Source organism: Klebsiella sp. I138, assembly GCF_051131765.1.
In the GTDB taxonomy this organism is placed as follows: Bacteria; Pseudomonadota; Gammaproteobacteria; order Enterobacterales; family Enterobacteriaceae; genus Klebsiella.
Genome location: NZ_CP180447.1, coordinates 3,957,112 through 3,983,224 on the forward strand (window position 1 = coordinate 3,957,112; position 26,113 = coordinate 3,983,224).

At 54.4% G+C, this 26,113-nt stretch carries 25 protein-coding genes; 6 read left to right on the forward strand and 19 right to left on the reverse strand.

Annotated elements, in window-relative coordinates:
• Positions 1-2 precede the first annotated feature (2 nt).
• From rffC to trxA, 7 genes are all read right to left on the reverse strand, one after another.
• On the reverse strand, positions 3-677 hold the full coding sequence (rffC, locus tag ACMYSK_RS18490; RefSeq protein WP_434637614.1) for a dTDP-4-amino-4,6-dideoxy-D-galactose acyltransferase: 675 nt from the start codon (positions 675-677) through the stop codon (positions 3-5).
• A gap of 78 nt (positions 678-755) precedes the next feature.
• Positions 756-2,018 (reverse strand): UDP-N-acetyl-D-mannosamine dehydrogenase, encoded by a 1,263-nt coding sequence (gene wecC / locus ACMYSK_RS18495; RefSeq protein WP_434637616.1) that lies wholly within the window; start codon positions 2,016-2,018, stop codon positions 756-758.
• Positions 2,015-3,145, reverse strand: a complete 1,131-nt coding sequence (gene wecB / locus ACMYSK_RS18500) for a non-hydrolyzing UDP-N-acetylglucosamine 2-epimerase (RefSeq protein ID WP_434637618.1) — start codon at positions 3,143-3,145, stop codon at positions 2,015-2,017. The genes wecC and wecB overlap by 4 nt, the downstream gene beginning before the upstream one ends.
• Before the next feature lie 56 nt (positions 3,146-3,201).
• Entirely contained in the window at positions 3,202-4,248 is a 1,047-nt protein-coding gene (gene wzzE / locus ACMYSK_RS18505) for an ECA polysaccharide chain length modulation protein (protein WP_434637619.1), read from the reverse strand.
• A gap of 13 nt (positions 4,249-4,261) precedes the next feature.
• Positions 4,262-5,365: a UDP-N-acetylglucosamine--undecaprenyl-phosphate N-acetylglucosaminephosphotransferase gene (gene wecA / locus ACMYSK_RS18510; RefSeq protein WP_434637620.1), complete on the reverse strand. Its 1,104-nt coding sequence runs from the start codon at positions 5,363-5,365 to the stop codon at positions 4,262-4,264.
• A 240-nt stretch (positions 5,366-5,605) separates the two neighbouring features.
• On the reverse strand, positions 5,606-6,865 hold the full coding sequence (gene rho, locus ACMYSK_RS18515; RefSeq protein WP_002883293.1) for a transcription termination factor Rho: 1,260 nt from the start codon (positions 6,863-6,865) through the stop codon (positions 5,606-5,608).
• 333 nt (positions 6,866-7,198) lie between these two features.
• Positions 7,199-7,528: a thioredoxin TrxA gene (trxA, locus tag ACMYSK_RS18520; RefSeq protein WP_004869525.1), complete on the reverse strand. Its 330-nt coding sequence runs from the start codon at positions 7,526-7,528 to the stop codon at positions 7,199-7,201.
• Positions 7,529-7,870: 342 nt separating this feature from the next.
• Between trxA and rhlB the strand changes: the two genes are divergently transcribed.
• Together rhlB and gppA are read left to right on the forward strand one after the other, a co-directional pair.
• Positions 7,871-9,136: an ATP-dependent RNA helicase RhlB gene (rhlB, locus tag ACMYSK_RS18525; protein ID WP_434637622.1), complete on the forward strand. Its 1,266-nt coding sequence runs from the start codon at positions 7,871-7,873 to the stop codon at positions 9,134-9,136.
• Positions 9,137-9,261: 125 nt separating this feature from the next.
• On the forward strand, positions 9,262-10,752 hold the full coding sequence (gene gppA, locus ACMYSK_RS18530) for a guanosine-5'-triphosphate,3'-diphosphate diphosphatase (RefSeq protein ID WP_434637624.1): 1,491 nt from the start codon (positions 9,262-9,264) through the stop codon (positions 10,750-10,752).
• A 69-nt stretch (positions 10,753-10,821) separates the two neighbouring features.
• On the opposite strand, the gene rep is transcribed toward gppA, so the two are convergent.
• Positions 10,822-12,843, reverse strand: coding sequence for a DNA helicase Rep (rep, locus tag ACMYSK_RS18535; protein WP_434637626.1), 2,022 nt, complete (start codon positions 12,841-12,843; stop codon positions 10,822-10,824).
• Positions 12,844-12,955: 112 nt separating this feature from the next.
• Between rep and ppiC (ACMYSK_RS18540) the strand changes: the two genes are divergently transcribed.
• Entirely contained in the window at positions 12,956-13,237 is a 282-nt protein-coding gene (ppiC, locus tag ACMYSK_RS18540; protein WP_434637628.1) for a peptidylprolyl isomerase PpiC, read from the forward strand.
• A gap of 50 nt (positions 13,238-13,287) precedes the next feature.
• Positions 13,288-13,569, forward strand: coding sequence for a peptidylprolyl isomerase PpiC (gene ppiC / locus ACMYSK_RS18545; protein WP_434637629.1), 282 nt, complete (start codon positions 13,288-13,290; stop codon positions 13,567-13,569).
• Between the two features lie 37 nt (positions 13,570-13,606).
• Here the strand turns inward: ppiC (ACMYSK_RS18545) and ACMYSK_RS18550 are convergent, their stop codons facing one another.
• The 3 genes from ACMYSK_RS18550 to ilvC all read right to left on the reverse strand — a co-directional run bounded on the left by ACMYSK_RS18550 (position 13,607) and on the right by ilvC (position 16,119).
• A complete protein-coding gene (locus ACMYSK_RS18550; protein ID WP_434637631.1) occupies positions 13,607-13,984 on the reverse strand; it encodes a DUF1360 domain-containing protein in 378 nt (125 codons plus the stop codon).
• Positions 13,974-14,420 carry an RrF2 family transcriptional regulator gene (locus ACMYSK_RS18555; protein WP_434637633.1) on the reverse strand — a complete coding sequence of 149 codons (447 nt, stop codon included), beginning with the start codon at positions 14,418-14,420 and terminating at the stop codon, positions 13,974-13,976. The genes ACMYSK_RS18550 and ACMYSK_RS18555 overlap by 11 nt, the downstream gene beginning before the upstream one ends.
• Positions 14,421-14,643: 223 nt before the next feature.
• Positions 14,644-16,119 (reverse strand): ketol-acid reductoisomerase, encoded by a 1,476-nt coding sequence (gene ilvC, locus ACMYSK_RS18560; RefSeq protein WP_434637635.1) that lies wholly within the window; start codon positions 16,117-16,119, stop codon positions 14,644-14,646.
• Positions 16,120-16,269: 150 nt separating this feature from the next.
• Between ilvC and ilvY the strand changes: the two genes are divergently transcribed.
• Positions 16,270-17,160, forward strand: coding sequence for an HTH-type transcriptional activator IlvY (gene ilvY, locus ACMYSK_RS18565; protein WP_004869503.1), 891 nt, complete (start codon positions 16,270-16,272; stop codon positions 17,158-17,160).
• An 81-nt stretch (positions 17,161-17,241) separates the two neighbouring features.
• Here the strand turns inward: ilvY and ilvA are convergent, their stop codons facing one another.
• From ilvA to ilvL, 7 genes are all read right to left on the reverse strand, one after another.
• On the reverse strand, positions 17,242-18,786 hold the full coding sequence (gene ilvA, locus ACMYSK_RS18570) for a threonine ammonia-lyase, biosynthetic (protein WP_434637637.1): 1,545 nt from the start codon (positions 18,784-18,786) through the stop codon (positions 17,242-17,244).
• A 2-nt stretch (positions 18,787-18,788) separates the two neighbouring features.
• Positions 18,789-20,639: a dihydroxy-acid dehydratase gene (gene ilvD, locus ACMYSK_RS18575; protein WP_434637639.1), complete on the reverse strand. Its 1,851-nt coding sequence runs from the start codon at positions 20,637-20,639 to the stop codon at positions 18,789-18,791.
• An 87-nt stretch (positions 20,640-20,726) separates the two neighbouring features.
• Entirely contained in the window at positions 20,727-21,656 is a 930-nt protein-coding gene (gene ilvE, locus ACMYSK_RS18580) for a branched-chain-amino-acid transaminase (protein WP_434637641.1), read from the reverse strand.
• A gap of 16 nt (positions 21,657-21,672) precedes the next feature.
• Complete coding sequence (gene ilvM, locus ACMYSK_RS18585; RefSeq protein ID WP_434637643.1) at positions 21,673-21,930, reverse strand: acetolactate synthase 2 small subunit; 258 nt, start codon at positions 21,928-21,930, stop codon at positions 21,673-21,675.
• Positions 21,927-23,573, reverse strand: a complete 1,647-nt coding sequence (gene ilvG / locus ACMYSK_RS18590; protein ID WP_434637645.1) for an acetolactate synthase 2 catalytic subunit — start codon at positions 23,571-23,573, stop codon at positions 21,927-21,929. Before ilvG ends, ilvM begins: the two co-directional genes overlap by 4 nt.
• A 2-nt stretch (positions 23,574-23,575) precedes the next feature.
• Positions 23,576-23,647: a peptide IlvX gene (gene ilvX, locus ACMYSK_RS18595; RefSeq protein ID WP_201405924.1), complete on the reverse strand. Its 72-nt coding sequence runs from the start codon at positions 23,645-23,647 to the stop codon at positions 23,576-23,578.
• A 66-nt stretch (positions 23,648-23,713) separates the two neighbouring features.
• Positions 23,714-23,812: an ilv operon leader peptide gene (gene ilvL, locus ACMYSK_RS18600; protein ID WP_001311244.1), complete on the reverse strand. Its 99-nt coding sequence runs from the start codon at positions 23,810-23,812 to the stop codon at positions 23,714-23,716.
• A gap of 364 nt (positions 23,813-24,176) precedes the next feature.
• On the opposite strand from ilvL, the gene ACMYSK_RS18605 reads away from it, so the two are divergent.
• Entirely contained in the window at positions 24,177-25,697 is a 1,521-nt protein-coding gene (locus ACMYSK_RS18605; RefSeq protein ID WP_434637647.1) for a YifB family Mg chelatase-like AAA ATPase, read from the forward strand.
• A 25-nt stretch (positions 25,698-25,722) separates the two neighbouring features.
• Here the strand turns inward: ACMYSK_RS18605 and ACMYSK_RS18610 are convergent, their stop codons facing one another.
• Positions 25,723-26,061: a DUF413 domain-containing protein gene (locus tag ACMYSK_RS18610; protein ID WP_434637648.1), complete on the reverse strand. Its 339-nt coding sequence runs from the start codon at positions 26,059-26,061 to the stop codon at positions 25,723-25,725.
• Positions 26,062-26,113: the final 52 nt, after the last annotated feature.

The following is a 26,113-nucleotide window of genomic DNA, read 5'->3' on the forward strand; positions in this document are numbered from 1 at the left end:
TGTCACCTGTATAACCAGTACGCGGTGTTTTCCACATTCGCACCGCTGAGAATATAACGTTTAAGCGCGGCGGTATTCCCCATCTGGGTTGCCACCCGCAGTGTAGATAGCCCGCGACGTTCGGCCCAGTGCCGTGCGGCCTGCATTAGTTCAGCACCGGCACCACGACCGGCCAGCAGGCCGATTCGGGCATCCGTATCATTGAGCTGGCGCAGCGAAACAAAAGCGCGAATGTCGCCATCGGCGGCGCGAAAAATCAGGCACTGGTTATCGAACGTTCCCCGCACCGCGTTTTCAATCCATTGGGCGTAGAAATGACCGCTGGCATCAGCGGCGTACCAGGGCGCGCGAAAGCGGCTTTGAGTAAAGGTCTGTGCCGCCAGTTCACGCAGCCGCGGAATCTCTGCCGTCGTAGCCACCTCGCAGCTCGTCTTGTCAGACAGGCCAACCGGCAGCGCCAGATCGACTTCGCCTTCTACGAGCTGGAAACCCAGCTGCTGTAGCCCATCCAGCCGCACGCTATCATCCGCTGCGATTTTTGCTTGCACACGCGACCAGCCGGCCAGCGTCTGAGCCGTCAACGGCGGGGCGTCATCGTGAAAGCGGACAATCGCGCTCTGGATGCCGAAGAAGCGATTTTCCCATTCCAGGGGTTCAATGCTGGCATAAAGAGACATGGAAGGTGTCCCGGTTAGATTGGTCACGGCCAGAGGCTGACATAACGCGCAGGCTTACGCCGGTGACCCGAACCGTATTCACCGCCACACCCCTTTGGTGTCGACAATATAGGCCTGCGTTACGCTGTCGCCGCTAATGGCCTTAAACTCGTGATGATCAACCAGCATCACCAGCACGTCGGCGCTGGCCAGTGCGTCATCCAGCAAAGCCAGAGTACACAGACCGTTAAGCTTCGTCGGCAGCTGGTGAATATTGGGTTCCACTACTAGCGTTTCACCGCTGTGCCAGTGGGCGATTTGCATAGCGATAGACATCGCCGGGCTTTCGCGCAGATCGTCGATATTCGGCTTAAAAGCCAGGCCAAAGCAGGCGATTTTCAGCTCGCTGGCACGTTTATTACTGGCAGCCAGACAATCGGCCACCTGGGCTTTGACCTGACTGATAACCCAGTCAGGCTTATGATCGTTGACTTCACGGGCGGTACGAATCAGCCGCGCCTGCTGCGGGTTTTGCGCCACGATAAACCACGGGTCGACGGCGATACAGTGCCCGCCAACTCCCGGCCCCGGCTGCAGAATATTCACACGCGGATGGCGATTCGCCAGACGAATAAGCTCCCAGACGTTAATCTCCTGCTCGGCGCAGATCAGCGACAGTTCGTTTGCAAACGCGATATTAACGTCGCGGAAGCTGTTTTCGGTCAGCTTACACATCTCGGCGGTGCGGGAGTTGGTCACCACGCATTCGCCTTCAAGGAAAATTTTGTACAGCTCGCTGGCACGGGCGGAGCAAACCGGTGACATGCCGCCGATAACGCGATCGTTTTTAATCAGCTCGACCATCACCTGCCCCGGCAGAACGCGCTCGGGACAATAGGCAATATTGACATCCGCCGCTTCGCCAACCTGCTGTGGGAAGCTCAGGTCCGGACGCATTTCGGCAAGCCAGGCGGCCATTTGCTCCGTAGAACCTACCGGAGAAGTGGACTCCAGAATCACCAGCGCCCCTTTCTTCAGGACAGGTGCAATGGATTTTGCCGCCGACTCAACGAAGACCATATCTGGTTCATGCAGATCTTTGAATGGCGTAGGTACGGCTATCAGATACGCATCCGCCTCTACCGGCACGGTAGTGGCACTCAAATAGCCCTGCTCGACCGCCGTTTTAACCACGCTCGCCAGATCCGGCTCTACGATATGAATCTCGCCACGGTTAATGGTCTCCACGGCATGTTGATTGATATCAACGCCGACCACCCGCTTTTGCCGGGAGGCGAACGCGGCAGCGGTTGGCAGGCCAATATATCCAAGGCCAATCACTGAAATGGTAGAAAAACTCATAGCGTTACCTGATTATTTTTAAGTGCGGACAAAATACGGCTACATGCCTGGCCATCGCCGTAGGGATTATGCGCCCGGCTCATCGCCTGATAAGCAGCATCATCCTGCAGCAGGTGCGTGACTTCAGCGACGATACGCTGGCTGTCGGTTCCGACCAGGCGCACGGTGCCTGCAGAAACTGCCTCCGGGCGCTCCGTCATTTCACGCATCACCAGCACCGGCTTTCCAAGCGATGGCGCTTCTTCCTGAATGCCGCCAGAGTCGGTGAGGATCAGCCATGCGCGATCCATCAACCAGACAAACGGCAGGTAATCCTGTGGCTCAATCAACATCACGTTATCAACGTGACCGAGAATACGATTCACCGGCTCGCTGACGTTCGGATTCAGGTGTACCGGATACACAATTTGGACATCGGGGTTGGCGGCGGCAATTTCCGCCAGCGCGTGACAAATTTGCTCAAACCCGCGGCCAAAGCTTTCCCGGCGGTGGCCAGTAACTAAAATCATCTTCTTGCCGTTCGCCAGGAAGGGATAACGCTGCATCAGCGTGGTACGTAGTGCCTCATCGCCCAGCACCCGATCGCGAACCCAGAACAGCGCATCGATAACCGTGTTGCCGGTGACCGTTATCTGACCATCCGCGATATTTTCCCGCAGCAAATTCTGCCGTGAGGTTTCCGTCGGCGCAAAATGGTACGTCGCCAGATGCCCGGTCAGCGTACGGTTGCCTTCTTCCGGCCACGGCGAGCTCAAATCGCCGGTCCGCAGCCCTGCTTCAACGTGTCCAACCGGGATACGCTGGTAGAAAGCGGCCAGGCTGGCAGCCATCGTCGTCGTCGTATCACCATGCACCAGGACAACGTCCGGTTTAAACGATTCCAGGACCGGCTTCAGCCCCTCCAGGATGCGGCAGGTAATCTCCGTCAGGCCCTGGCCTGGCTGCATAATATTGAGGTCGTAATCCGGAACAATAGAAAAAAGTTTCAACACCTGGTCAAGCATCTCCCGATGCTGCGCGGTTACGCAAACCTTCGCCTCAAAATGAGGATCTTTTGCCAGCGCATGAACCAGAGGTGCCATTTTGATGGCTTCGGGTCTGGTGCCAAATACCGTTAATACTTTCACATCGATTCTCTTCGATTAGGTGATGAAGTCCGTTTTCCCTTCATCACAGGCCGCATTCACTGGACCCTGCGTCGCGATAACGCCACGCCTGCGCCGATGAGCGCGCCCACGATCCCCCACATCACCATCAGAAATACGCGCCGCGGGCTATCGCGTTTTACAGGTTCTTCCGGCGTACGCAAATACCGGTAAGTCTGAAAACGCGGATCTAGCGTCGGGCCAACGTTGAGCGTATTCAGCATGGCACGGCTTTGGTCATAGTCGAGATCGTATTCCGGCCCCACCGCCTGCAGATTTTCCAGCCGCGCCTGCAGCATTGGCCTGCCGAGTAAGAACAGTTCGGAATCCGGCAGCTGGTCGGCCGGGACATCCGTTTCACTGCGGGAGATGTTGTGCTGCTGAGCCACTTTCAACGCCTCTTCCACGCTGTGGGTGCGACGGTTGAAAATTTCGCGAGCCACCTCTTCCTGGCGTTTCACCTGAGCCTTCATCTGAACGGTACGGGCCGCCCAGGCGCCTTTCAGCTCATCGTTGAGATGGCCTGCCGCACGCTGGCTGGCGAAAGCCACGTACTGACGCAGCAAATTATTGGCATCCGGCGCGGTCTCAGCCGTCAGCTTGACGCTGTCGTTAACATTTTTGACCGGGTCGCCCGGCATGAACTGAATATTGTTAATCAGTTCATCCAGCATCGCAGCGTCCGCGCGGGCATTGCCCGACATGCGCTGCTTGTAATAATCAGTTTGCAACCAAAAATCGCGGCGGGTATCCCAGGACCCCTGCTGCATGATGAACTCTTTATAAGCTTGATCCATCGCCGATGGCTGGTCGACCGGAACGAGATTGGCTTTAATATCCAGATTGCGTAAGAACTGCTGTTGGGAATAGTAACCGCCCAGCATATTCACAGTTGGCCGATCGGTAATTGCAGTCGCACTCCACTCCTGGCGAGCAAAGAAGGCGTATACCAGAACAATCAGCGCAAATAGCACGGCCATACCGGCTATCCAAATTTTTCCTGCCCATAAGGCGCGAAACAGCCCGCGAATATCCAGCTCATTCTCAACGTTCACTGCTTGTGCTCCCGGTAATGGTTGAGTCATCACGTCCCCAGTTCTACTTGGTTAATTTTGGATTATTGCCGCTGTGTCGCCGTATTCTGCGTCTGATGCGCTTAACCAGTCGCGCCACTTTCCATGCGCGTTTAATGCAGTAGCCATAAAGGAAAAAGGCCAACAAAAAGAGTATTAACATCACCCATTCAGGAACGATACGGGTATATTCTGCCGCAACGCCCACCAGCGCCAGCAACGCCGCCGCCAGAGTAATCAGGACAAACGCCTGCCGGGAAGTAAACCCGGCACGCATGATCAAATGATGAATGTGCTGGCGGTCCGGAGAGAACGGGCTCATGCCTTTGCGCAGACGGCGATACATAATCGCCACCATATCCATCAGCGGAATGGCAATAATCCACAGCGCCGTCACCGGGCTAATGGGATGCGTTTTACCCTGGGTCGTTTCCAGCAGAATCCAGATAATGGTGAAGCCAATCATGGTGCTACCGGCATCACCCATAAAGACTTTATAACGCCGGCCAAGCGCGCCGAGGTTAAGTAAAATATAGGGCAGAATGGCGGCAATCATCGCAAAACACCACATTGCCAGGCTGTACTGACCGTCGAACCACAAAATAATGCCGGTTGCCGCAAAGGAGACCGATGACAGGCCGCCGAGCAGACCGTCGATGCCATCCACCATATTAAAGGCGTTAATCGCAGCCCAGACGGCAAAAAGGGTGAGGAAGAAACCAAAGGGGCCGAGGACCAGCTCCCACGAGCCAAAAATGAAGCCCAGACTACTCAGGTGCAGGTTTCCTGCCGTCATCATAACGACGGCAATGGCGGCCTGAATAACCGCGCGTATTTTTACACTGATATCAAACCGATCGTCCAGCGCGCCGACCAGCACGAGGATGCCTGCACACGCCAGATATAAGGACGCATGGGGAATGTAATAATCGGCGATGGCAAAAGTAAAACAAATGCCAGCGTAAACTGAGATGCCACCCACTAACGGAACCAAACCCTGGTGCCGTTTTCGATAGTTAGGTTTATCCACTAACCCGACTTTTTTTGCCGCTTTACGAGCAACAAATATAAAAAGGGTAGTGAATAAGAAAATACTGATTAATTCAGTAATAGCAGTGAGTAAATTCACAACACATGTGCTCTCAGCATGGTTAATCCGGGAAGTATAACGACGATGTCTCAACTCCTGAAGGGGTAAAGCAGAACATTACAAATTTATTGTATAGATTTTAGTCTGTTAAAGTTGTCTTTGCCTGGATTGGTGCGCTAATCATACGATAATCCCTGCCTGCTTTTCCCTTTCTGGATCATACAAACCCCAAAAACAAAACGCCACGCGATTGCGTGGCGTTTTTTGGCTTTTTTTAACTTACGAGCGCTTCATCATATCAAAGAAGTCATCGTTAGTTTTGGTCATCGCCAGTTTGTTGATGAGGAATTCCATTGCATCAATCTCACCCATCGGATGGATAATTTTGCGCAGGATCCACATCTTCTGCAGCTCTTCCTGAGTGGTGAGCAGCTCTTCTTTACGGGTACCGGAACGGTTGTAGTCGATAGCCGGGAAGACGCGTTTTTCTGCGATCTTACGGGAGAGGTGCAGCTCCATGTTACCGGTGCCTTTAAACTCTTCGTAGATAACTTCGTCCATTTTGGAACCGGTATCGATCAGCGCCGTCGCGATGATGGTCAGGCTTCCGCCCTCTTCAACGTTACGTGCTGCACCGAAGAAGCGCTTCGGACGATGCAGGGCGTTAGCGTCCACACCACCGGTCAGCACTTTGCCGGAAGCCGGTACGACGGTGTTATAGGCGCGAGCCAGACGGGTAATGGAGTCGAGCAGAATAATAACGTCTTTCTTATGCTCAACCAGGCGTTTCGCCTTCTCGATAACCATCTCAGCAACCTGAACGTGACGGGATGCCGGTTCGTCAAAGGTGGAAGCAACCACTTCACCTTTAACCAGACGCTGCATCTCGGTCACTTCTTCCGGACGTTCGTCGATCAGCAGCACCATCAGTACGCAGTCAGGATGGTTGTAAGCGATGCTCTGCGCGATATTCTGCAGCAGCATGGTTTTACCGGCTTTCGGTGGCGCAACAATCAGGCCACGCTGGCCGCGACCGATCGGCGAGGCCAGATCCAGTACACGAGCGGTTAAGTCTTCGGTAGAACCGTTACCACGCTCCATACGCAGACGTGAGTTCGCGTGCAGCGGCGTTAAGTTCTCGAACAGGATCTTATTACGCGCGTTTTCCGGCTTGTCGTAGTTAACTTCGTTAACTTTCAGCAGCGCAAAGTAACGCTCACCCTCTTTAGGAGGACGAATCTTACCGGAAATGGTGTCACCAGTGCGAAGGTTGAAACGGCGGATTTGGCTTGGGGATACGTAGATGTCATCGGGACCGGCGAGGTAGGAGCTGTCTGCGGAGCGGAGGAAACCAAATCCGTCCTGCAGTATCTCCAGTACGCCATCGCCAAAGATATCTTCGCCACTCTTCGAATGCTGCTTGAGGATGGCAAAAATAATATCCTGCTTACGCATACGGGCCAGGTTTTCCAGCCCCATATTTTCGCCGAGAGTAATCAGCTCAGAAACCGGCGTATTCTTTAATTCGGTAAGATTCATAATGGTGTGGGTTCTTAAACTCGGGGTAAAACTCGAACTTAATGTTGTGAATGGTATGGCAGGAACATCCATGCCTGTTAGCGGCCTTCATCTCGTGCCTGTACGTTGCCTGGTCACAGGAAAGAACGCAGAGCTGGAACGACAAACGGAATGAGTGATAAGCCCGGAATTTGTAGCCTCTCGCGCATTTTCTGCGGGATGCTTCGGGTAAAACAAGATTCAAACAATAAAGGTATGTTTAAAACGAAGTCTGAAGTTAACTTAGCACGACTCTAGCCGGGCGTCCAGAGTTCCGCTAAAAATAGGAACCCGGACGCCGGAATGGCAAACTGCTTACGCCAGGTTGGCGTCGAGGAAGTCTTTCAGCTGGCCTTTAGACAGCGCGCCAACCTTGGTTGCCGCGACTTCGCCGTTCTTAAACAGCAGCAGAGTCGGGATGCCGCGAATGCCGTATTTCGGCGCAGTACCCGGGTTCTGATCGATGTTCAGTTTAGCTACGGTCAGTTTGCCCTGATACTCTTCAGCGATCTCATCCAGAATCGGGGCGATCATTTTGCACGGACCGCACCACTCTGCCCAGAAATCGACGAGGGTTAGCCCGTCAGCCTTGAGTACGTCCGTGTCAAAACTGTCGTCAGTCAGGTGAATAATTTTATCGCTCATATATAACTCCACAGGAATAAGCCTGGTGTGTTGGTGTCGCAGACATCAACGACGTGCCGATGCTACGTTATACACGTTATTCTTCAGGATGCCTCTTTTACTGACGCCTGTGCGATTCGATCCCTCATGGACGTCGTCTCACCGGAGCCAGGGCCAACCGCCTTCAAACCGTTTCCGGTAGAATAATCCTCCTCGGCTCGCTGAGTAGTCTAAGCTTTCGAGGATTCATTAGGTTGCCGTAGATGCACCTTAAGTCATTTCGCGTATAGCCAACGAAAGGTTGACGTTATTTCAACGGATACGCTTTCTTAATGCAATAGTTAGCTGATATTCTACCACACTATGAGCAAAACACATTTAACAGAACAGAAGTTTTCCGACTTCGCCCTGCACCCGGCAGTGATTGAAGCCCTTGAAAAGAAAGGGTTTCATAATTGTACGCCCATTCAGGCACTCGCTCTCCCGCTAACGCTGGAAGGTCGTGATGTCGCCGGGCAGGCGCAAACCGGTACCGGAAAAACGATGGCGTTCCTGACGTCAACGTTTCATTATCTTCTCACTCACCCGGCTAAAGATGACCGCCAGGTCAACCAACCGCGCGCGCTGATCATGGCTCCGACGCGTGAGCTGGCAGTACAGATTCACGCTGATGCAGAACCGCTGGCCGAGGCCACTGGCCTGAAGCTCGGTCTGGCGTACGGCGGCGATGGCTACGATAAGCAGCTGAAAGTGCTGGAAAGCGGCGTCGACATTCTGATCGGCACCACCGGTCGTCTTATCGATTACGCCAAACAGAATCACATTAACCTTGGCGCGATTCAGGTGGTCGTGCTGGATGAAGCCGATCGCATGTACGATCTCGGCTTTATTAAAGATATCCGCTGGCTGTTCCGCCGTATGCCGCCGACCAATCAGCGCCTGAACATGCTGTTCTCCGCAACCCTTTCTTACCGTGTCCGCGAACTGGCGTTTGAACAAATGAACAACGCCGAATATGTTGAAGTCGAGCCGGAGCAGAAAACGGGTCACCGTATTAAAGAAGAGCTGTTCTATCCTTCCAACGAAGAAAAGATGCGCTTGTTGCAGACGCTTCTGGAAGAAGAGTGGCCAGATCGTGCCATTATTTTCGCGAACACCAAGCATCGCTGCGAAGATATCTGGGGTCATCTGGCGGCGGACGGTCATCGTGTTGGCCTGTTAACCGGCGATGTCGCGCAGAAAAAACGTCTGCGGATCCTTGAAGAGTTCACCCGTGGCGATATCGACATTCTGGTCGCAACCGACGTTGCTGCACGTGGTCTGCATATTCCGGCCGTAACGCACGTCTTTAACTTTGACCTGCCGGACGACTGTGAAGATTACGTCCACCGTATCGGCCGTACCGGTCGTGCGGGCGCCAGCGGTCACTCCATTAGCCTGGCATGTGAAGAATACGCGCTGAACCTTCCGGCAATTGAGACCTACACCGGTCACTCCATTCCGGTCAGTAAGTACAACCCAGATGCACTGATGACAGACTTGCCTAAGCCGCTGCGCCTGGCGCGTCCGCGCACTGGCAATGGCCCGCGTCGCAGCGGTCCGCCTCGTAACCGTCGTCGTTCAGGTTAAAGATAGATGTCATACACAAAATCATTCAAGGCGCATCAAGGCGGCAAGAAAGTGAGCCCCGACGAGCTTACACTGGTAAGTGATTCGGGCGAAAAAATGCCGCCAACACAGAGGCAACTTGAAGGATGAAGTGTATGAGCTCCACCTCGCTTTATGCAGCTATCGATCTTGGTTCTAATAGCTTTCATATGTTGGTTGTACGCGAGGTGGCCGGGAGCATCCAGACGCTCAGCCGCATCAAGCGCAAAGTGCGTCTGGCCGCTGGCCTGAACAGCGATAATACGCTCTCCGCGGAAGCGATGGAGCGTGGATGGCAGTGTCTGCGCCTGTTTGCTGAACGCCTGCAGGATATCCCCCCTGCCCAAATTCGTGTTGTGGCGACCGCCACGTTACGCCTGGCCGTCAATGCCGATGATTTTCTGGCAAAGGCGCGGGAAATCCTCGGCTGTCCCGTGCAGGTAATCAGCGGCGAAGAAGAAGCCCGCCTTATTTATCAAGGTGTTGCACATACAACCGGCGGAGAAGATCGGCGTCTGGTTGTCGATATCGGCGGAGCCAGTACTGAACTGGTGACCGGAACGGGTGCACAGACCACTTCCCTCTTTAGCCTGTCGATGGGGTGCGTCACCTGGCTGGAGCGCTACTTCGCCGATCGCAACCTGACAAAAGAAAATTTCGATCTCGCAGAAAACGCGGCTCGTGAGGTTTTACGTCCGATTACTGACATCCTGAATTACCACGGCTGGAAAGTGTGCGTCGGCGCATCCGGCACCGTTCAGGCGCTACAGGAAATCATGATGGCACAGGGGATGGATGAACGTATCACCCTGGCTAAACTGCAGCAGCTCAAACAGCGTGCGATTCAATGCGGGCGCCTGGAAGAGCTGGAAATCGAAGGCTTAACCTTAGAGCGCGCCCTGGTTTTCCCCAGCGGACTGGCCATACTTATCGCCATCTTCAGTGAGCTGAATATTCAGTGCATGACCCTCGCGGGCGGTGCACTGCGTGAAGGTCTGGTTTACGGCATGCTGCATCTGTCCGTCGATCAGGATATCCGTAGCCGTACGCTGCGTAATATTCAGCGCCGCTTTATGATCGATACCGAGCAGGCCCAGCGCGTAACCCATCTTGCAGCACACCTGGTGAATCAACTGGATGATGTCTGGGAGCTGGAATCGCTGAGCCGTGAACTGCTGGCCAGCGCCTGCGAGCTGCACGAAATTGGCCTGAGCGTCGATTTTAAACGCGCCCCGCAGCACGCCGCCTACCTGGTGAGCAACCTCGATCTTCCTGGTTTCACACCCGCGCAGAAAAAACTGCTCGCAACATTACTGCTTAACCAAACTAACGCCATCGATCTCTCCTCGCTCCATCAGCAAAATGCGGTGAAGCCGCGGGTTGCGGAGCATCTGTGCCGGTTGCTGCGTCTGGCCATCCTGTTTGCCAGCCGCCGTCGCGACGACCTGCTGCCGGTCATTTCACTGACGGTCGAATGCGAGAAACTCGTGCTGACGCTACCGGAGGGGTGGCTGGAAAGTCATCCGCTGGGTCGGGAGATGGTGGAACAAGAGTGCCAGTGGCAAAGCTATGTCCACTGGTCACTGGAAGTGGCTTAATTTCGCCTGAATTTCAGCGGGTTCGATACAGCATCCCCGGTGTGCGTCACCGGGGTTCACAGAGCAACCTTATTTCCCTTTCGCTTTTGCCAGCATCGCCCGGATATTGGCGACGTTTGCCTGCCCTTTATGCATTCGCTCTTCCGGCGAGATAACCTTGCGCTCCTGCTCCCAGATCAGGTCGTCCTGCGGCAGCTCCAGCAAAAATCGGCTCGGCTCCGGACGCACCAGTTCGCCGTACTGACGGCGCTCTTTACACAGGGTAAAGGTCAGCTCTTTTTGTGCGCGGGTAATACCGACGTATGCCAGCCGGCGCTCTTCATCAACGTTGTCTTCATCAATGCTACTCTGATGCGGCAGCAGCCCCTCTTCCATGCCGACCAGGTAGACGTAAGGAAACTCCAGCCCCTTCGAGGCGTGCAGGGTCATTAACTGCACCTGATCCGACTCTTCATCTGACTCGCCGCGCTCCATCATATCGCGCAGGGTAAAGCGGGTGACCACCTGTGTCAGGGTCATCGGCTCATCGATATCGCTGCCTTCGAGCATCTCGGTCATCCAGCTAAACAGCTGATTAACGTTTTTCATCCGCATTTCTGCGGCCTTCGGACTCGGGGAGGTCTCATACAGCCAGGATTCATAATCTACCCCGCGAATCAGATCGCGCACCGCCGCGACCGGCTCGCTTTCTGCCAGACGTTGGATCTCGCCGAGCCACTGCGTAAAGCCGGTAAGCGCATCGTATCCGCGACCGCTGAGCGTCTGGGTGAGGCCCATATCAAAACTGGCGGTGAACAAACTCTTATTGCGGGTCATCGCCCATTCACCCAGTTTTTGTAACGTTGCCGGCCCAATTTCGCGTTTCGGCGTATTGACGATACGCAGGAAGGCGCTGTCATCATTCGGGTTAGTCAGCACGCGCAGATAGGCCAGCAGGTCTTTAATCTCAGGCCGTGAAAAGAATGATGTGCCGCCCGAAATTTTGTACGGGATCCGGTTTTGCATCAGCATCTTTTCAAAGACCCGCGACTGATGGTTGCCGCGGTAGAGGATCGCGTAATCCTTATATTGCGTCTTATTGATAAAGTGGTGGGCGATCAGTTCACCGGCCACCCGCTCTGCTTCATGATCTTCATTATTTGCGGAGAGCACCTTCAGCTCCACGCCATAGCCCAGCTCGGAGAACAGGCGTTTTTCGAAAACGTGCGGGTTGTTAGCAATCAGGATGTTAGCGGCTTTCAGGATGCGCCCGGAAGAACGGTAGTTCTGTTCGAGCTTGATCACCTGCAGTGCCGGAAAATCCTGGCTCAACAGGACCAGGTTCTGCGGCCGCGCTCCGCGCCAGGAATAGATCGACTGGTCATCATCGCCGACCACGGTAAAACGTGCTCGCTGCCCCACCAGCAGCTTCACCATCTCATACTGGCTGGTGTTGGTATCCTGATACTCATCCACCAGCAGATAGCGAATCTTGTTCTGCCAGCGTTCGCGAACTTCTTCATTGCGCTGCAACAGCAAGGTCGGCAACAGGATCAGATCGTCAAAATCCAGCACGTTGCAGGCCTTCATATGGGCGTCGTAGAGCCCGTAACAATGGGCAAAGATCCGATCCCGTTCACCCTTTGCGGCGGCTGCCGCCTGAGCCGGCGTTTGCAGATCGTTTTTCCAGTTGGAGATCGTCGAGATCAGCTGTTGCAATACGACTTTATCATCGTCGATCAGCCCTTCGGTCAGCTCTTTTAGCAGACCCACCTGGTCGGTATCATCAAACAAAGAAAAGTTAGATTTCATCCCCAGCGCAGCATATTCCCGCTTAATAATATCCAGCCCCAAAGTATGGAAAGTGGAAATCATCAGCCCCCGCGCTTCTTTGCGTCCCAGCGTTTGCCCGACACGCTCTTTCATTTCACGTGCCGCTTTGTTGGTAAACGTCACCGCCGCAATATGGCGCGCCTGATAGCCGCAGCCGCGGATCAGGTGGGCGATTTTATTCGTGATAACGCGGGTCTTACCGGAGCCGGCGCCCGCCAGCACCAGGCACGGTCCGGTAACGAATTCGACGGCTTGTTGTTGGCCAGGGTTTAAACGCATGGGTGTTTTGCTCAATCTTCGAACGGGGTGGGGATTGTAGCAGAAAGCCAAGGGGAGATTTACCGGCTAATGGTAAAGTGTTGGCAACACCTATTATCCTGAGAGTAAAACGATGGCAAAGTCAGCAGCAGCCCTGCATATCCTGGTAAAAGAAGAGAAGCTGGCCCAGGAGATCCTCGCGAAGCTGGATCGAGGCGTCAGCTTCGATCATCTGGCAAAACGATATTCAAAGTGCCCATCTGGTCGCAACGGCGGCGATCTCGGGGAGTTTAATCAAGGCGTCATGGTCGGGCCGTTTGATCAAGCGGTCTTTAGCTGCCCGCTGCTAAAACCTTACGGACCGGTCAAAACCAAGTTCGGCTACCATATCATTAAGGTGCTGTATCGCCGCTAGCGCATGCTAATATTGCCATCTGATTCATAGCAAATTATCAAGGCACAATCATGGCGAAAACCGCGGCAGCAATGCACATCCTGGTGAAAGAAGAGAAACTGGCCCTCGAACTGCTGGAGCAGATTAAAAATGGCGCCGATTTCGAGAAGCTGGCGAAGAAGCACTCTACTTGCCCGTCAGGTAAAAAGGGCGGTCATTTAGGTGAGTTCAAACAGGGCCAGATGGTTCCGGCATTTGATAAGGTCGTGTTCTCCGGCCCTGAGCTGGAGCCAACCGGGCCGCTGCACACGCAGTTCGGTTATCACATCATCAAAGTGCTGTACCGCAAGTAACAACGGCCGGGCCCCTCTGCAACAGAGAGGCCCGCTGTTATTTATGCGACTGCAGCGTTTTCTGCGCTTCGTGCTTCAGAACATGCGTGGTGACTGCTGCCTGGAAAACTTTAAACATCAGGCCGTTGATAAGCGTTGTCAGAGTGATAGTAATAAATGCCGTCATCATCCAGTCAATGAAAGCGATACCGCTGTGCAGCAGCGCCGGACGATAAACCAGCATCCCACCAAAAACCACCCAATGGCTCAGGCAATAGAAGCACTGAAAAAGATGTCCAGCCATGGCGTTCTTTTTCACGGTCCAGGCGCGAAATGCCGCGAATAGCTCTGTTTGCGTCACCGTCATCGACATACTACTCGCCGCCAGTGCAATCATCAGACAGATTGTTAACTCATTGATTAAATCAGACATCATGGATGTGACCCTTTTCGTTGAAATAGCTGATAAATTCTGTCCCAATATCCTGTAACGACAGTCCTTTAAAACGCGCCACGATCAGCGCTTCGGCATCCGCCAGCGTCGACGACATCACCCGATTCACCCCTTGCTCGACCAGGCATTCAGGATTTTCATTTCGATTACCAATGGCAAACAGCCCCGGCGAGCCCAGCGCGGTGTAAATATCATAAAGCGTCACTTCGCCCACCGAACGGCAAAGCCGCCAGCCGCCGTGATGCCCTTTCGTTGCGCAGACGATGTTATTTTCCCGTAGCCCGGCAAGGAGCTTACGAATAAAAGCCGGATTACCGTCGATAAAGGCGGCCATCTGTTCCGACGTCATGGGTTTATCAACCTGTTCCATATGGAGCAGAATGTGCAGCGTTGCTGAGAATGAGTTATTTATTTTCATGTAACTTACGATATTACATTAGATTCATTTCAACAATATCTACACGAAGAAAATGCCAGATAAAATAATATGACATTGATATTTAAATGAATTTAAGTTGATTGATGGCGGAAGGTAAAAGCAAAAAATGAGGGAATATCGTCTGGCGCGGTGGCCAAAACAAAAAACCCGGTAGCGCGGACGCCACCGGGTTGATGTTTACTCACATATCGAGAGCGAAGAATTAACCCGCGACAGCGATACGTTTCATATCAGTCATATAGCCACGCAGCTTCTGGCCAACCTCTTCAATAGCGTGGCTGCGGATCGCGTCGTTCACATCACGCAGCTGCGCGTTGTCTACCGCGCCTTCGGCAATCGCTTTACCCAGGTCGCCGGTCTGCAACGTCGTCATGAACTCTTTCAGCAGCGGTACGCAAGCGTAAGAGAACAGATAGTTACCGTATTCTGCGGTGTCGGAGATAACCACGTTCATTTCGTACAGACGCTTACGGGCGATAGTGTTGGCAATCAGCGGCAGCTCGTGCAGTGATTCGTAGTAAGCAGATTCTTCGATGATGCCGGAATCGACCATGGTTTCGAATGCCAGCTCAACGCCCGCTTTCACCATCGCGATCATCAGAACGCCTTTATCGAAGTACTCCTGCTCGCTAATTTTGCCTTCAAACTGCGGGGCGGTTTCAAACGCGGTCGCACCGGTCTCTTCGCGCCAGGTCAGCAGTTTCTTATCGTCGTTAGCCCAGTCAGCCATCATGCCGGAGGAGAATTCACCGGAGATGATGTCATCCATATGTTTCTGGAACAGCGGCGCCATGATCTCTTTCAGCTGTTCGGACAGCGCGTAAGCACGCAGTTTCGCCGGGTTAGACAGGCGATCCATCATCAGGGTGATACCGCCCTGCTTCAGCGCTTCGGTGATGGTTTCCCAGCCGAACTGGATCAGTTTTTCTGCGTAAGCCGGGTCGGTGCCTTCTTCCACCAGCTTGTCGAAGCACAGCAGTGAACCAGCCTGCAGCATACCGCACAGGATGGTCTGCTCGCCCATCAGGTCAGATTTCACTTCCGCAACGAAGGAGGATTCCAGAACACCCGCGCGGTGACCGCCGGTCGCCGCAGCCCAGGCTTTAGCAATGGCCATGCCTTCGCCCTTCGGATCGTTTTCCGGGTGAACCGCGATCAGTGTCGGTACGCCGAAACCACGTTTGTACTCTTCACGAACTTCGGTACCCGGGCATTTCGGCGCAACCATTACCACGGTGATGTCTTTACGAATCTGCTCGCCCACTTCCACGATGTTGAAGCCGTGGGAGTAACCCAGCGCAGCGCCGTCTTTCATCAGCGGCTGTACGGAACGCACAACGTCAGAGTGCTGTTTGTCCGGCGTCAGGTTAACCACCAGGTCAGCCTGCGGGATCAGCTCTTCATAGGTACCGACTTTAAAACCGTTTTCGGTCGCTTTACGCCATGAAGCACGCTTCTCAGCAATGGCTTCTTTACGCAGCGCATAGGAAATATCCAGACCGGAGTCACGCATATTCAGGCCCTGGTTCAGACCCTGAGCGCCGCAGCCGACGATAACCACTTTTTTACCCTGAAGGTAGCTTGCGCCATCGGCGAATTCGTCGCGACCCATAAAGCGACATTTGCCCAGCTGTGCCAGCTGCTGGCGCAGGTTCAGTGTATTAAAGTAGTTAGCCATGGTGATACCTCGTGATGTTGTACTGTCTTATTGTTCGGTTCGCATATGCGAGAATGAACTTACTATATGACAGGAAATTCATTGCGGAAATTGATATATTCACAACATCACGTTGCAATATCTGCAATGTAAAACCCTGGAGTGCGGCCTGTGGATTTACGCGATCTGAAAACCTTCCTGCATCTGGCGGAAAGCCGCCATTTTGGGCGCAGCGCACGGGCGATGCACGTCAGCCCTTCCACCCTTTCGCGCCAGATCCAGCGCCTGGAAGAAGACCTCGGCCAGCCGCTGTTTGTTCGTGATAACCGAACCGTGACCTTGACCGAAGCCGGCGAAGAGCTACGTCTGTTCGCCCAGCAGACGCTACTGCAATATCAGCAGCTTCGGCACGCCATTGATCAACAGGGGCCCTCGCTTTCCGGCGAGCTGCATATCTTCTGCTCGGTGACGGCGGCCTACAGCCACCTGCCGCCAATTCTCGATCGCTTCCGCGCGGCCCACCCCTCGGTAGAAATTAAGCTCTCCACCGGCGATGCCGCCGATGCGATGGAGAAAGTCGTCACCGGCGAAGCCGATCTTGCGATTGCCGGCAAACCGGAAACGTTGCCTGGCTCCGTCGCCTTCTCGATGCTGGAAAACCTGGCGGTGGTGCTGATTGCCCCGGCATTAGCCTGCCCGGTGCGTACCCAGGTCAGCCAGGAGAAGCCCGACTGGTCAACCGTGCCGTTTATCATGGCGGATCAGGGGCCAGTCCGCCGTCGTATCGAGCTGTGGTTTCGCCGCCATAAAATCAGCAATCCCTCGATTTACGCCACCGTCGGCGGCCATGAAGCGATGGTGTCGATGGTCGCTCTCGGCTGCGGCGTGGCCTTAATCCCGGAGGTGGTACTGGAAAACAGCCCGGAACCGGTGCGCAATCGCGTGATGATTCTGGAGCGTAGCGATGAGAAAACGCCGTTTGAGCTGGGCGTGTGCGCACAAAAAAAGCGGCTGTATGAGCCGCTTATCGATGCTTTCTGGTCTATTTTACCGAACCACTAATATTTTGCCGGGTGCAGGCGCAGGCGCCTTACCCGGCCAGCGATCTGATAGTTGGCCCGATAAGCGCAGCGCCATCAGGCATTAGCCGGCAAGGAAGAAGCGAAATGCCGGGTTATGCGTTTCATCGTGGCAATCGTAGCCCAGCTCATGCAGCCGGGTTTCAAAATCCGGTTCATGATCGCCAAGCTCGAACGCCGCCAGCACGCGACCGTAGTCGGTCCCATGGCTACGGTAGTGGAACAGAGAGATATTCCAGTGGGTGCCTAGCGTATGCAGGAACTTAAGCAGCGCCCCCGGTGATTCTGGAAACTCGAAGCTGAACAGGCGCTCCTGCAGCGGTTTTGACGGCCGCCCGCCGACCATATAGCGCACATGGAGTTTCGCCATTTCGTCATCGGATAGATCGACAACGCTGTAGCCCCCTTCACGCAGCAGATCCAGAATCTCTTTGCGCTCTTCCAGACCGCGGCTCAGACGAACCCCGACAAAAATGCAGGCGTCTTTTGCATCAGCAAAACGATAGTTGAACTCGGTCACTGAACGGCCACCCAGCAGCTGACAGAACTTCAGGAAGCTGCCTTTCTCTTCCGGAATGGTCACTGCCAGCAGCGCCTCACGTTGCTCTCCCAGCTCGCACCGTTCGGAAACATAGCGCAGGCCATGGAAGTTAACGTTAGCGCCGGAAAGTACATGTGCCAGCCGTTCGCCGCGGATATGATGCTGAGCGATATACTTCTTCATTCCCGCTAGCGCCAGTGCGCCGGAGGGTTCAGCTACGGCGCGGACATCTTCGAACAAATCTTTCATCGCCGCGCAAATCGCATCGCTGTCGACGGTGATAATATCGTCAAGATACTCCTGGCAGAGTCGAAAGGTCTCATCGCCGATGCGTTTCACCGCCACACCTTCGGCAAACAGCCCGACCCGCGGCAGGTCGACCGGGTGCCCGGCTTCCAGCGCGGCTTTCAGACAGGCGGAGTCTTCCGCTTCCACCGCAATCACTTTGATCTGCGGCATCAGCTGCTTAATCAGTACCGCCACGCCGGCGGCAAGGCCACCGCCGCCAACCGGGACAAACACGCGATCCAGATGCGCATCCTGCTGTAACAGCTCCAGCGCCAGCGTGCCCTGCCCGGCAATCACCATCGGGTGGTCAAATGGCGGGACCCAGGTAAAACTCTGCTGTTGCGCCAGCTCGATGGCTTTTGCTTTCGCTTCATCAAAGTTGGCACCGTGCAGCAGCACCTCACCACCAAAGCTACGCACCGCATCGACCTTAATATCCGCCGTGGCAACTGGCATCACGATCAGCGCCTTCACGCCAAGACGCGATGCGGAGAACGCGACGCCCTGGGCGTGGTTACCCGCGGAAGCGGTGATCACACCCTGCGCTTTTTGCTCTTCCGTCAACCCCGCCATCATTGCGTAAGCCCCGCGTAGCTTGAAGCTATGAACCGGCTGGCGATCTTCTCGCTTCACCAGAATCACGTTATCCAGACGCGACGACAGTTTTTCCATTTTTTGCAGCGGCGTAATCTGGGCCGCTTCATAGACCGGCGCGCGCAGCACCGCCCTGAGATATTCCGCCCCCTCAGGGGCGGCAGACAGGGGTTGTGATTCGGCCATCATTAACCCCCTAGTTTCGATTTATCGCGCACCGCGCCTTTATCGGCGCTGGTTGCCAGGCTGGCATAAGCGCGGAGTGCGAAGGAAACCTGGCGTTCACGCGCTTTTGGCGTCCAGGCGCGATCGCCGCGGGCCTCTTGCGCTTCACGACGTGCGGCGATTTCGGCATCGCTCAGTTGCAGCTCAATGCCGCGGTTCGGAATATCAATGGCAATCATATCGCCGTCTTCGATGATCGCGATATTGCCACCGCTGGCCGCTTCCGGTGAGACGTGGCCAATCGACAGGCCCGATGTCCCGCCGGAGAAACGTCCGTCGGTAATCAACGCACAGGCTTTACCCAGGCCCATTGATTTCAGGAAGGTCGTCGGATAGAGCATTTCCTGCATACCCGGGCCGCCCTTCGGCCCTTCGTAGCGAATGACCACAACGTCGCCCGCCACGACTTTGCCACCAAGAATCGCTTCTACCGCATCATCCTGGCTTTCATACACTTTCGCCGGGCCGGTGAATTTCAGAATACTGTCATCCACACCTGCGGTTTTAACGATGCAGCCATTTTCCGCAAAGTTGCCGTACAGCACCGCCAGACCGCCGTCTTTGCTGTAAGCATGCTCCAGAGAACGGATGCAGCCTTCAGCGCGATCGTCATCCAGCGTATCCCAGCGACAGTCCTGCGAGAACGCCTGAGTGGTGCGGATACCGGCCGGACCGGCGCGGAACATTTTTTTCACCGCATCGTCTTTGGTCAGCATGACATCATAGCGATCCAGCGTTTGCGGCAGAGTCAGGCCCAGCACGTTTTTCACTTCACGGTTCAGTAGCCCGGCGCGATCCAGCTCGCCGAGAATGCCCAGCACGCCGCCTGCGCGGTGAACATCTTCCATATGGTATTTCTGCGTGCTCGGCGCCACTTTGCACAGCTGCGGAACCTTGCGCGAAAGCTTATCGATATCGCTCATGGTGAAGTCGATTTCCGCTTCCTGCGCGGCGGCCAGCAGGTGAAGTACCGTGTTCGTGGAACCCCCCATGGCGATATCCAGCGTCATGGCATTTTCGAACGCCGCTTTGCAAGCGACATTGCGCGGCAGCGCAGATTCGTCATCCTGCTCGTAATAGCGTTTGGTCAGCTCAACGATGCGTTTCCCGGCGTTGAGGAACAGCTGTTTACGGTCGGCGTGAGTGGCCAGCAGGGAGCCGTTACCCGGCTGCGAGAGACCCAGCGCTTCGGTCAAGCAGTTCATCGAGTTGGCGGTAAACATCCCCGAACAGGAACCGCAGGTCGGACAGGCTGAACGCTCTACCTGCTCACTCTGCTCGTCGGAGACTTTCGGGTCCGCCCCTTGAATCATTGCGTCAACGAGGTCGAGTTTGATTATCTTGTCAGAAAGCTTGGTTTTCCCGGCCTCCATTGGACCACCGGAAACAAAAATGACCGGAATATTCAGGCGCAAGGACGCCATCAGCATCCCCGGGGTGATTTTGTCGCAGTTGGAAATGCAAACCATGGCATCGGCACAGTGCGCATTGACCATGTACTCGACGGAGTCGGCGATCAGTTCGCGGGATGGCAGTGAATAAAGCATACCTCCATGCCCCATGGCGATCCCATCATCCACCGCAATGGTGTTGAATTCTTTGGCAACGCCGTCTGAGGCTTCAATCTGCTCTGCAACCAGCTTACCAAGATCGCGCAGATGTACGTGACCCGGTACAAATTGGGTAAAGGAGTTAACAACGGCGATAATTGGCTTACCGAAATCAGCGTCGGTCATCCCGGTTGCGCGCCACAGCGCGCGGGCACCCGCCATATTACGGCCATGAGTGGTGGTGGCGGAACGGTACTTAGGCATGCTTTAGTTACTCCCAGTCTCTGTGACATGGGGCGCTGCGTGCCGCCCCATTTTTTTATGCTTATGCTTGAAATATGACGGGTATATTTATTGGTTAACCTGATCCAGCCAGCCCCATTTATCCTCGGTTTCACCGGTGAAGAGGCCAAAGAATGCTTGCTGAATGCGCTTGGTGACAGGGCCGCAGCGGCCTTCACCAACCTGAATACCGTCAACGCTGCGCACCGGGGTGATTTCCGCAGCAGTACCGGACATAAAGACTTCATCAGCCAGATACAGAGATTCACGGGACAGCACCTGCTCGCGAACTTCGATATCCAGATCTTTTGCCAGTTTAATAATGGCATCACGGGTAATGCCCGGCAGTGCGGAGGAGGTGAATGGCGGTGTAAACAATATGCCATCTTTCACTTCAAACAGGTTCTCACCTGCGCCTTCGGAGATATAGCCGTTAACGTCCAGCGCGATCCCTTCCTGATAGCCGTGACGGCGCGCTTCGCTGCCAACCAGCAGAGAGGACAAATAGTTACCACCGGCTTTTGCGGCGGTCGGGATGGTGTTTGGTGCCACACGGTTCCAGGAAGAAACCATCGCATCGATCCCCTGATCCAGCGCTTCAGCGCCAAGATAGGCTCCCCACGGGAACGCCGCGATGATCACGTCAGTGCTGTATCCCGCAGGCGGGTTAACGCCCATGCCAACGTCGCCAACAAAGATCAATGGTCGAATATAAGCGCTGGTCAGGTTGTTTTGGCGAATGACTTCACGACAGGCTTCCATCAGCTCATCAATGCTTTGAGATACCGGGAAACGATAGATTTTGGCTGAGTCATGCAGACGCTGCATATGTTCACGATGGCGGAACACCACCGGTCCTTTGTGCGAGTCGTAGCAACGGATGCCTTCAAACACGGAGGTGCCGTAGTGAAGCGCGTGAGACATCACGTGAACCTTTGCCTCTCCCCACGGAACCATCTCGCCGTTGAACCAAATGTAATCAGCTTTTTTCGTCGTCATTTTTCTTCCCTTGCGCTTATGCGCGGATTTGTTGTGATGTTGGTTGCTGGATCTCGACGCAGGCGACGTCGACCAGCTTACTTAATTGACTAAACAGTAATTCGACGGGCCGCTGACTGGCAACGGTCAATTCAATATTTATGCTGCCGGCCTCTGCCGCGGTTTCCATATTCATGGCGCAGACCTGAAAGCCACGATGGCGAACCACGCGCAGCACACGTTCTAAGGTTTCCGGGTTGAAGCGAGCCTGTAAAGCGACCTGATGTTGCATCATGATAATTTCTCCAGCATTTCTGCATTACTGGCACCGGGCGGTACCAACGGCCAGACGTTCTCAAGTTCATCGATTGAGACATGAAGCAGGTATGGCCCCTGGCTCGAAAGCATGGTGTCGAGAGCCGCTTCAACCTGGTCTTTACGGGTTATGTGCTGACCGGGGATACCGAAGGCGCTGGCCAGCGTGACAAAATCGGGGTTATCGGTCAGGGTGGTTTCGCTATAACGCTCCGCGAAAAACAGCTGTTGCCACTGACGAACCATGCCTAAGCGCTGGTTATCCAGTAACAGGATCTTTAACGGCAGCTGTTTACGTTTCACGGTTCCCAGCTCCTGGACATTCATCATGAATGAGCCATCGCCGGAGACGCAGATAACGATATCGTTCGGACGCGCAACCTGCGCACCCACCGCAGCCGGCAGGCCAAAGCCCATCGTGCCTAACCCGCTGGAGGTAATAAAATTCTCCGGGCGTGTATAGGTCATATGCTGTGCAGACCACATTTGATGCTGGCCCACGTCGGTCGTCACAACGCTATCAGCTGGCTTACGGTCGGACAGCTGTTTGAGCAGCAGCGGTGCATAAATGCCCTCACCCGGATGGTCGTAGCGCCATGCATGCTCGTCACACAGCGCCTGAATACGCTGGCGCCAGGCGTCGATTGAAAGCGGCAGCTGCAATGCAGGCAGCAATGTATTCAGATCGCCTGTCAGAGCAACATGGGCCTGACGCAGCTTGTTCAGCTCCGCCGGATCGATATCCAGATGGATGACTTTGGCGTGCGGAGCAAACGTGTTCAGCTTCCCGGTGACGCGGTCATCGAAACGTGCACCAACAGCAATCAGCAGGTCGCACTCCTGTACCGCCAGATTGGCCGCTTTGGTACCGTGCATCCCCAGCATACCCAGATAGTATGGATACGCCGCATCAACGGCACCCAGACCTTTCAATGTGCAGGTGGCCGGCATTTGGGTCATGGCGATAAACTCGCGCAAAGCGGGAACGGCCTGCGCCATCCCTACGCCTCCCCCAACGTACAGCATCGGTTTTTGCGCAGCAGCCAACATTTGCAGGGCTTGCTCAACCTCCGCCTGGGGGAAATCAGTGTCGTTATCAACCGTCGAGAAATACGGGTCGAGCTCGCCTTTCGCCAGCTGGATGTCTTTTGGAATATCGACCAGCACTGGACCAGGGCGACCAGAGTTTGCCACCTGAAAAGCCTCAGCGATCACTCGCGGCAATTCTTCCAGTGACTGAACGAGGAAGCTATGTTTCGTACAGGCCAGCGACAAACCCATGACGTCCACTTCCTGGAAAGCATCGGTACCGATAAACGGCGCCGCAACCTGGCCGGTGATAGCAACGACGGGGATAGAGTCCAGCAACGCATCCGCCAGGCCAGTGATCAAGTTTGTCGCACCTGGCCCAGAGGTGGCGATGCACACACCGGTTTTACCCGTGGCGCGGGCATAACCAATAGCGGCTATTGCCGCACCTTGCTCGTGCCGGCACAACAGGTGTTCCACGCCGCCGTCATACAACGCATCGTAAACCGGCATAATCGCGCCACCAGGATAGCCAAAAACAGTGTCGACTCCCTGTGTCCGCAAAGCATGTACTACCCACTGCGCCCCATTCATAGTTAGTTCCCCGTCATAGATCGGGAGAAACAGAATTTTATGCTGTTGGTCATGGTCTGCTCCTCACTTATCATTTTTAAGTTATAAAAAAACCCCCGGACCTTTCGGTGCGGGGGTCTTAGTTCGTTAAGGCTTGATTTCTAAGCCTTTCCTCGTCCAAGTGCAGCCCCGCACGGTGGGATAATAATCACCACCACGCTAATCACGACCAGGCTAATCACTCGTAGAAGGGCTGTCATTTTATGTACTTTCTGGCTTCTTGTTCGAAGGAATACCTAAAGAGTTACCACAGACATCACGTTAAACACAAGATTTTTTTATGCGTCACTTGCTGATCGCGCTAACAGTTTTTTGTAAAACAATTGTTTTTAATAGGAAAAATATAAAATGAAAAAAATTCAATTTATCGTTCTTTTCTATGACGATGTGATGCTTTACGGCAATACAGTCTTTCGCGATGGAGCCCGTCTGCGAAGCCAATTCCATAACGAGTGAAATGTAATAATATTCGGCGAATTAGCTGGAATCTGTCGCGTAAAATCCATTTATTGCAGATTACTGATAGTTATCAGACAGACATAATGCCCGCACTCAGGAGGCATTATGTCACTCGCGATTATTTACACACGGGCCGCGTTCGGTATCAGTGCCCCTCTTATTACTGTCGAAATTCATATTAGCAACGGGCTCCCCGGACTGACTATGGTGGGCCTTCCTGAAACTACGGTGAAAGAGGCTCGTGACCGGGTACGCAGTGCGATAATTAATAGCGGCTATACGTTCCCGGCCAAAAAAATCACCATCAACCTGGCACCTGCCGATCTCCCCAAAGAGGGAGGCCGGTACGATCTCCCCATCGCTCTCGCGCTTCTGGTGGCGTCGGAGCAGCTAAATGCCACCAGGCTGAATCAATACGAGTTTATTGGCGAACTCGCGCTCACAGGGGCGCTACGTGGCGTTCCTGGCGCCATCTCCAGCGCAATGGAGGCGATAAAAGCCGGACGGCAAATCATCGTCGCGGAAGATAATGCAGCTGAAGTGGGGCTCATTGAAGGCCAGGAGTGTCTTGTCGCCGGGCATCTACAGGAAGTCTGTGCCTTTCTTGAGGGGCAGCATGCGCTAAATCCTCCCCTGCCGGAGGCAGAATATCCTGCGGAGCCGCTGCCTGACCTGAGCGATGTTATTGGCCAGCAGCAGGGAAAGCGGGCACTAGAAATTGTTGCCGCAGGCGGGCATAACCTGTTGTTGATAGGCCCTCCCGGAACAGGAAAAACCATGCTTGCCAGCCGACTGCCGGGGCTCCTGCCACCATTAAGTAATCAAGAGGCGCTAGAAAGTGCCGCGATCCTAAGTCTCTTCAGTGCCAACCGCGCAACAAAACAGTGGCGTAGACGGCCGTTTCGCAGCCCACATCACAGCGCATCGCTCACGGCGATGGTTGGAGGTGGCTCAATCCCCATACCCGGAGAGATCTCCCTGGCTCATAACGGGGTACTGTTTCTTGATGAGCTACCGGAGTTTGAACGTCGGGTGTTGGATGCACTACGAGAGCCCATGGAATCAGGGAAAATACATATTTCACGTACCCGGGCGAAAATTGACTACCCGGCACATTTTCAGCTTATTGCAGCAATGAATCCCAGCCCGACCGGACATTACCAGGGGCATCATAATCGCGCATCGCCGGAACAAACATTACGTTATCTGGGACGCCTGTCTGGCCCGTTCCTCGACCGTTTCGATCTCTCGCTTGAAATTCCACTACCGCCTCCAGGCGTGCTCAGTCTGGTAGCCTCTGGTGTGGAAGATAGCGCCAGCGTGAGGAAGCGGGTTCTCGCCGCGCGCGACAAGCAGCTGGCCCGACAGGAGAAACTTAATGCCGACCTCGAGAGTAACGAAATGAAAATCTGGTGTCCGCTCAGTAAAGAGGATGCTATATGGCTGGAGCAGGTACTATTGCAGCTGGGGCTCTCTATCCGTGCCTGGCAGCGCCTGTTGAAAGTCGCACGGACTATCGCCGACATAGAAGATGAACCCCGTATTGAGCGCTACCACCTGCAGGAGGCCCTGGGCTATCGGGCAGTGGACCGGATGCTGAATCATCTGCAAAAACTTATGGCATAAAAAAAGGGCTTACGCCCTTTTTTTCTTAATCATCGCTTTCGGTGTAATCTTCAGCGCCTTCGACCTGCGGTTTACCGCCGGAGAGCGTATGAAAACGCTTAGGCCGCTTAATGCGTGCCATATACTTGATCCAGACACGCTCCATTTCCGTAGCTGGTTCACATTCCCCACGGCAGACCGAAACAAATTGTTTTTCATCTTCGGTGACAGGTTCGCGTTTACCCAGTTCCAGTTCGTTAAGGGCATAACCATGCTGTTCCAGCAGTTGTGCCTCTTTGATGGTGAAATCACCATGACGGGAGAACCCGCGCGGATAATGTTTATTATCGAAAAAACGATTAGTCGTCATAAAGCTTTCCGCCATCCTACACGCTCCTGATTCTTTGGCCGAGCTATTTATGGCGCGGAGTATTAGT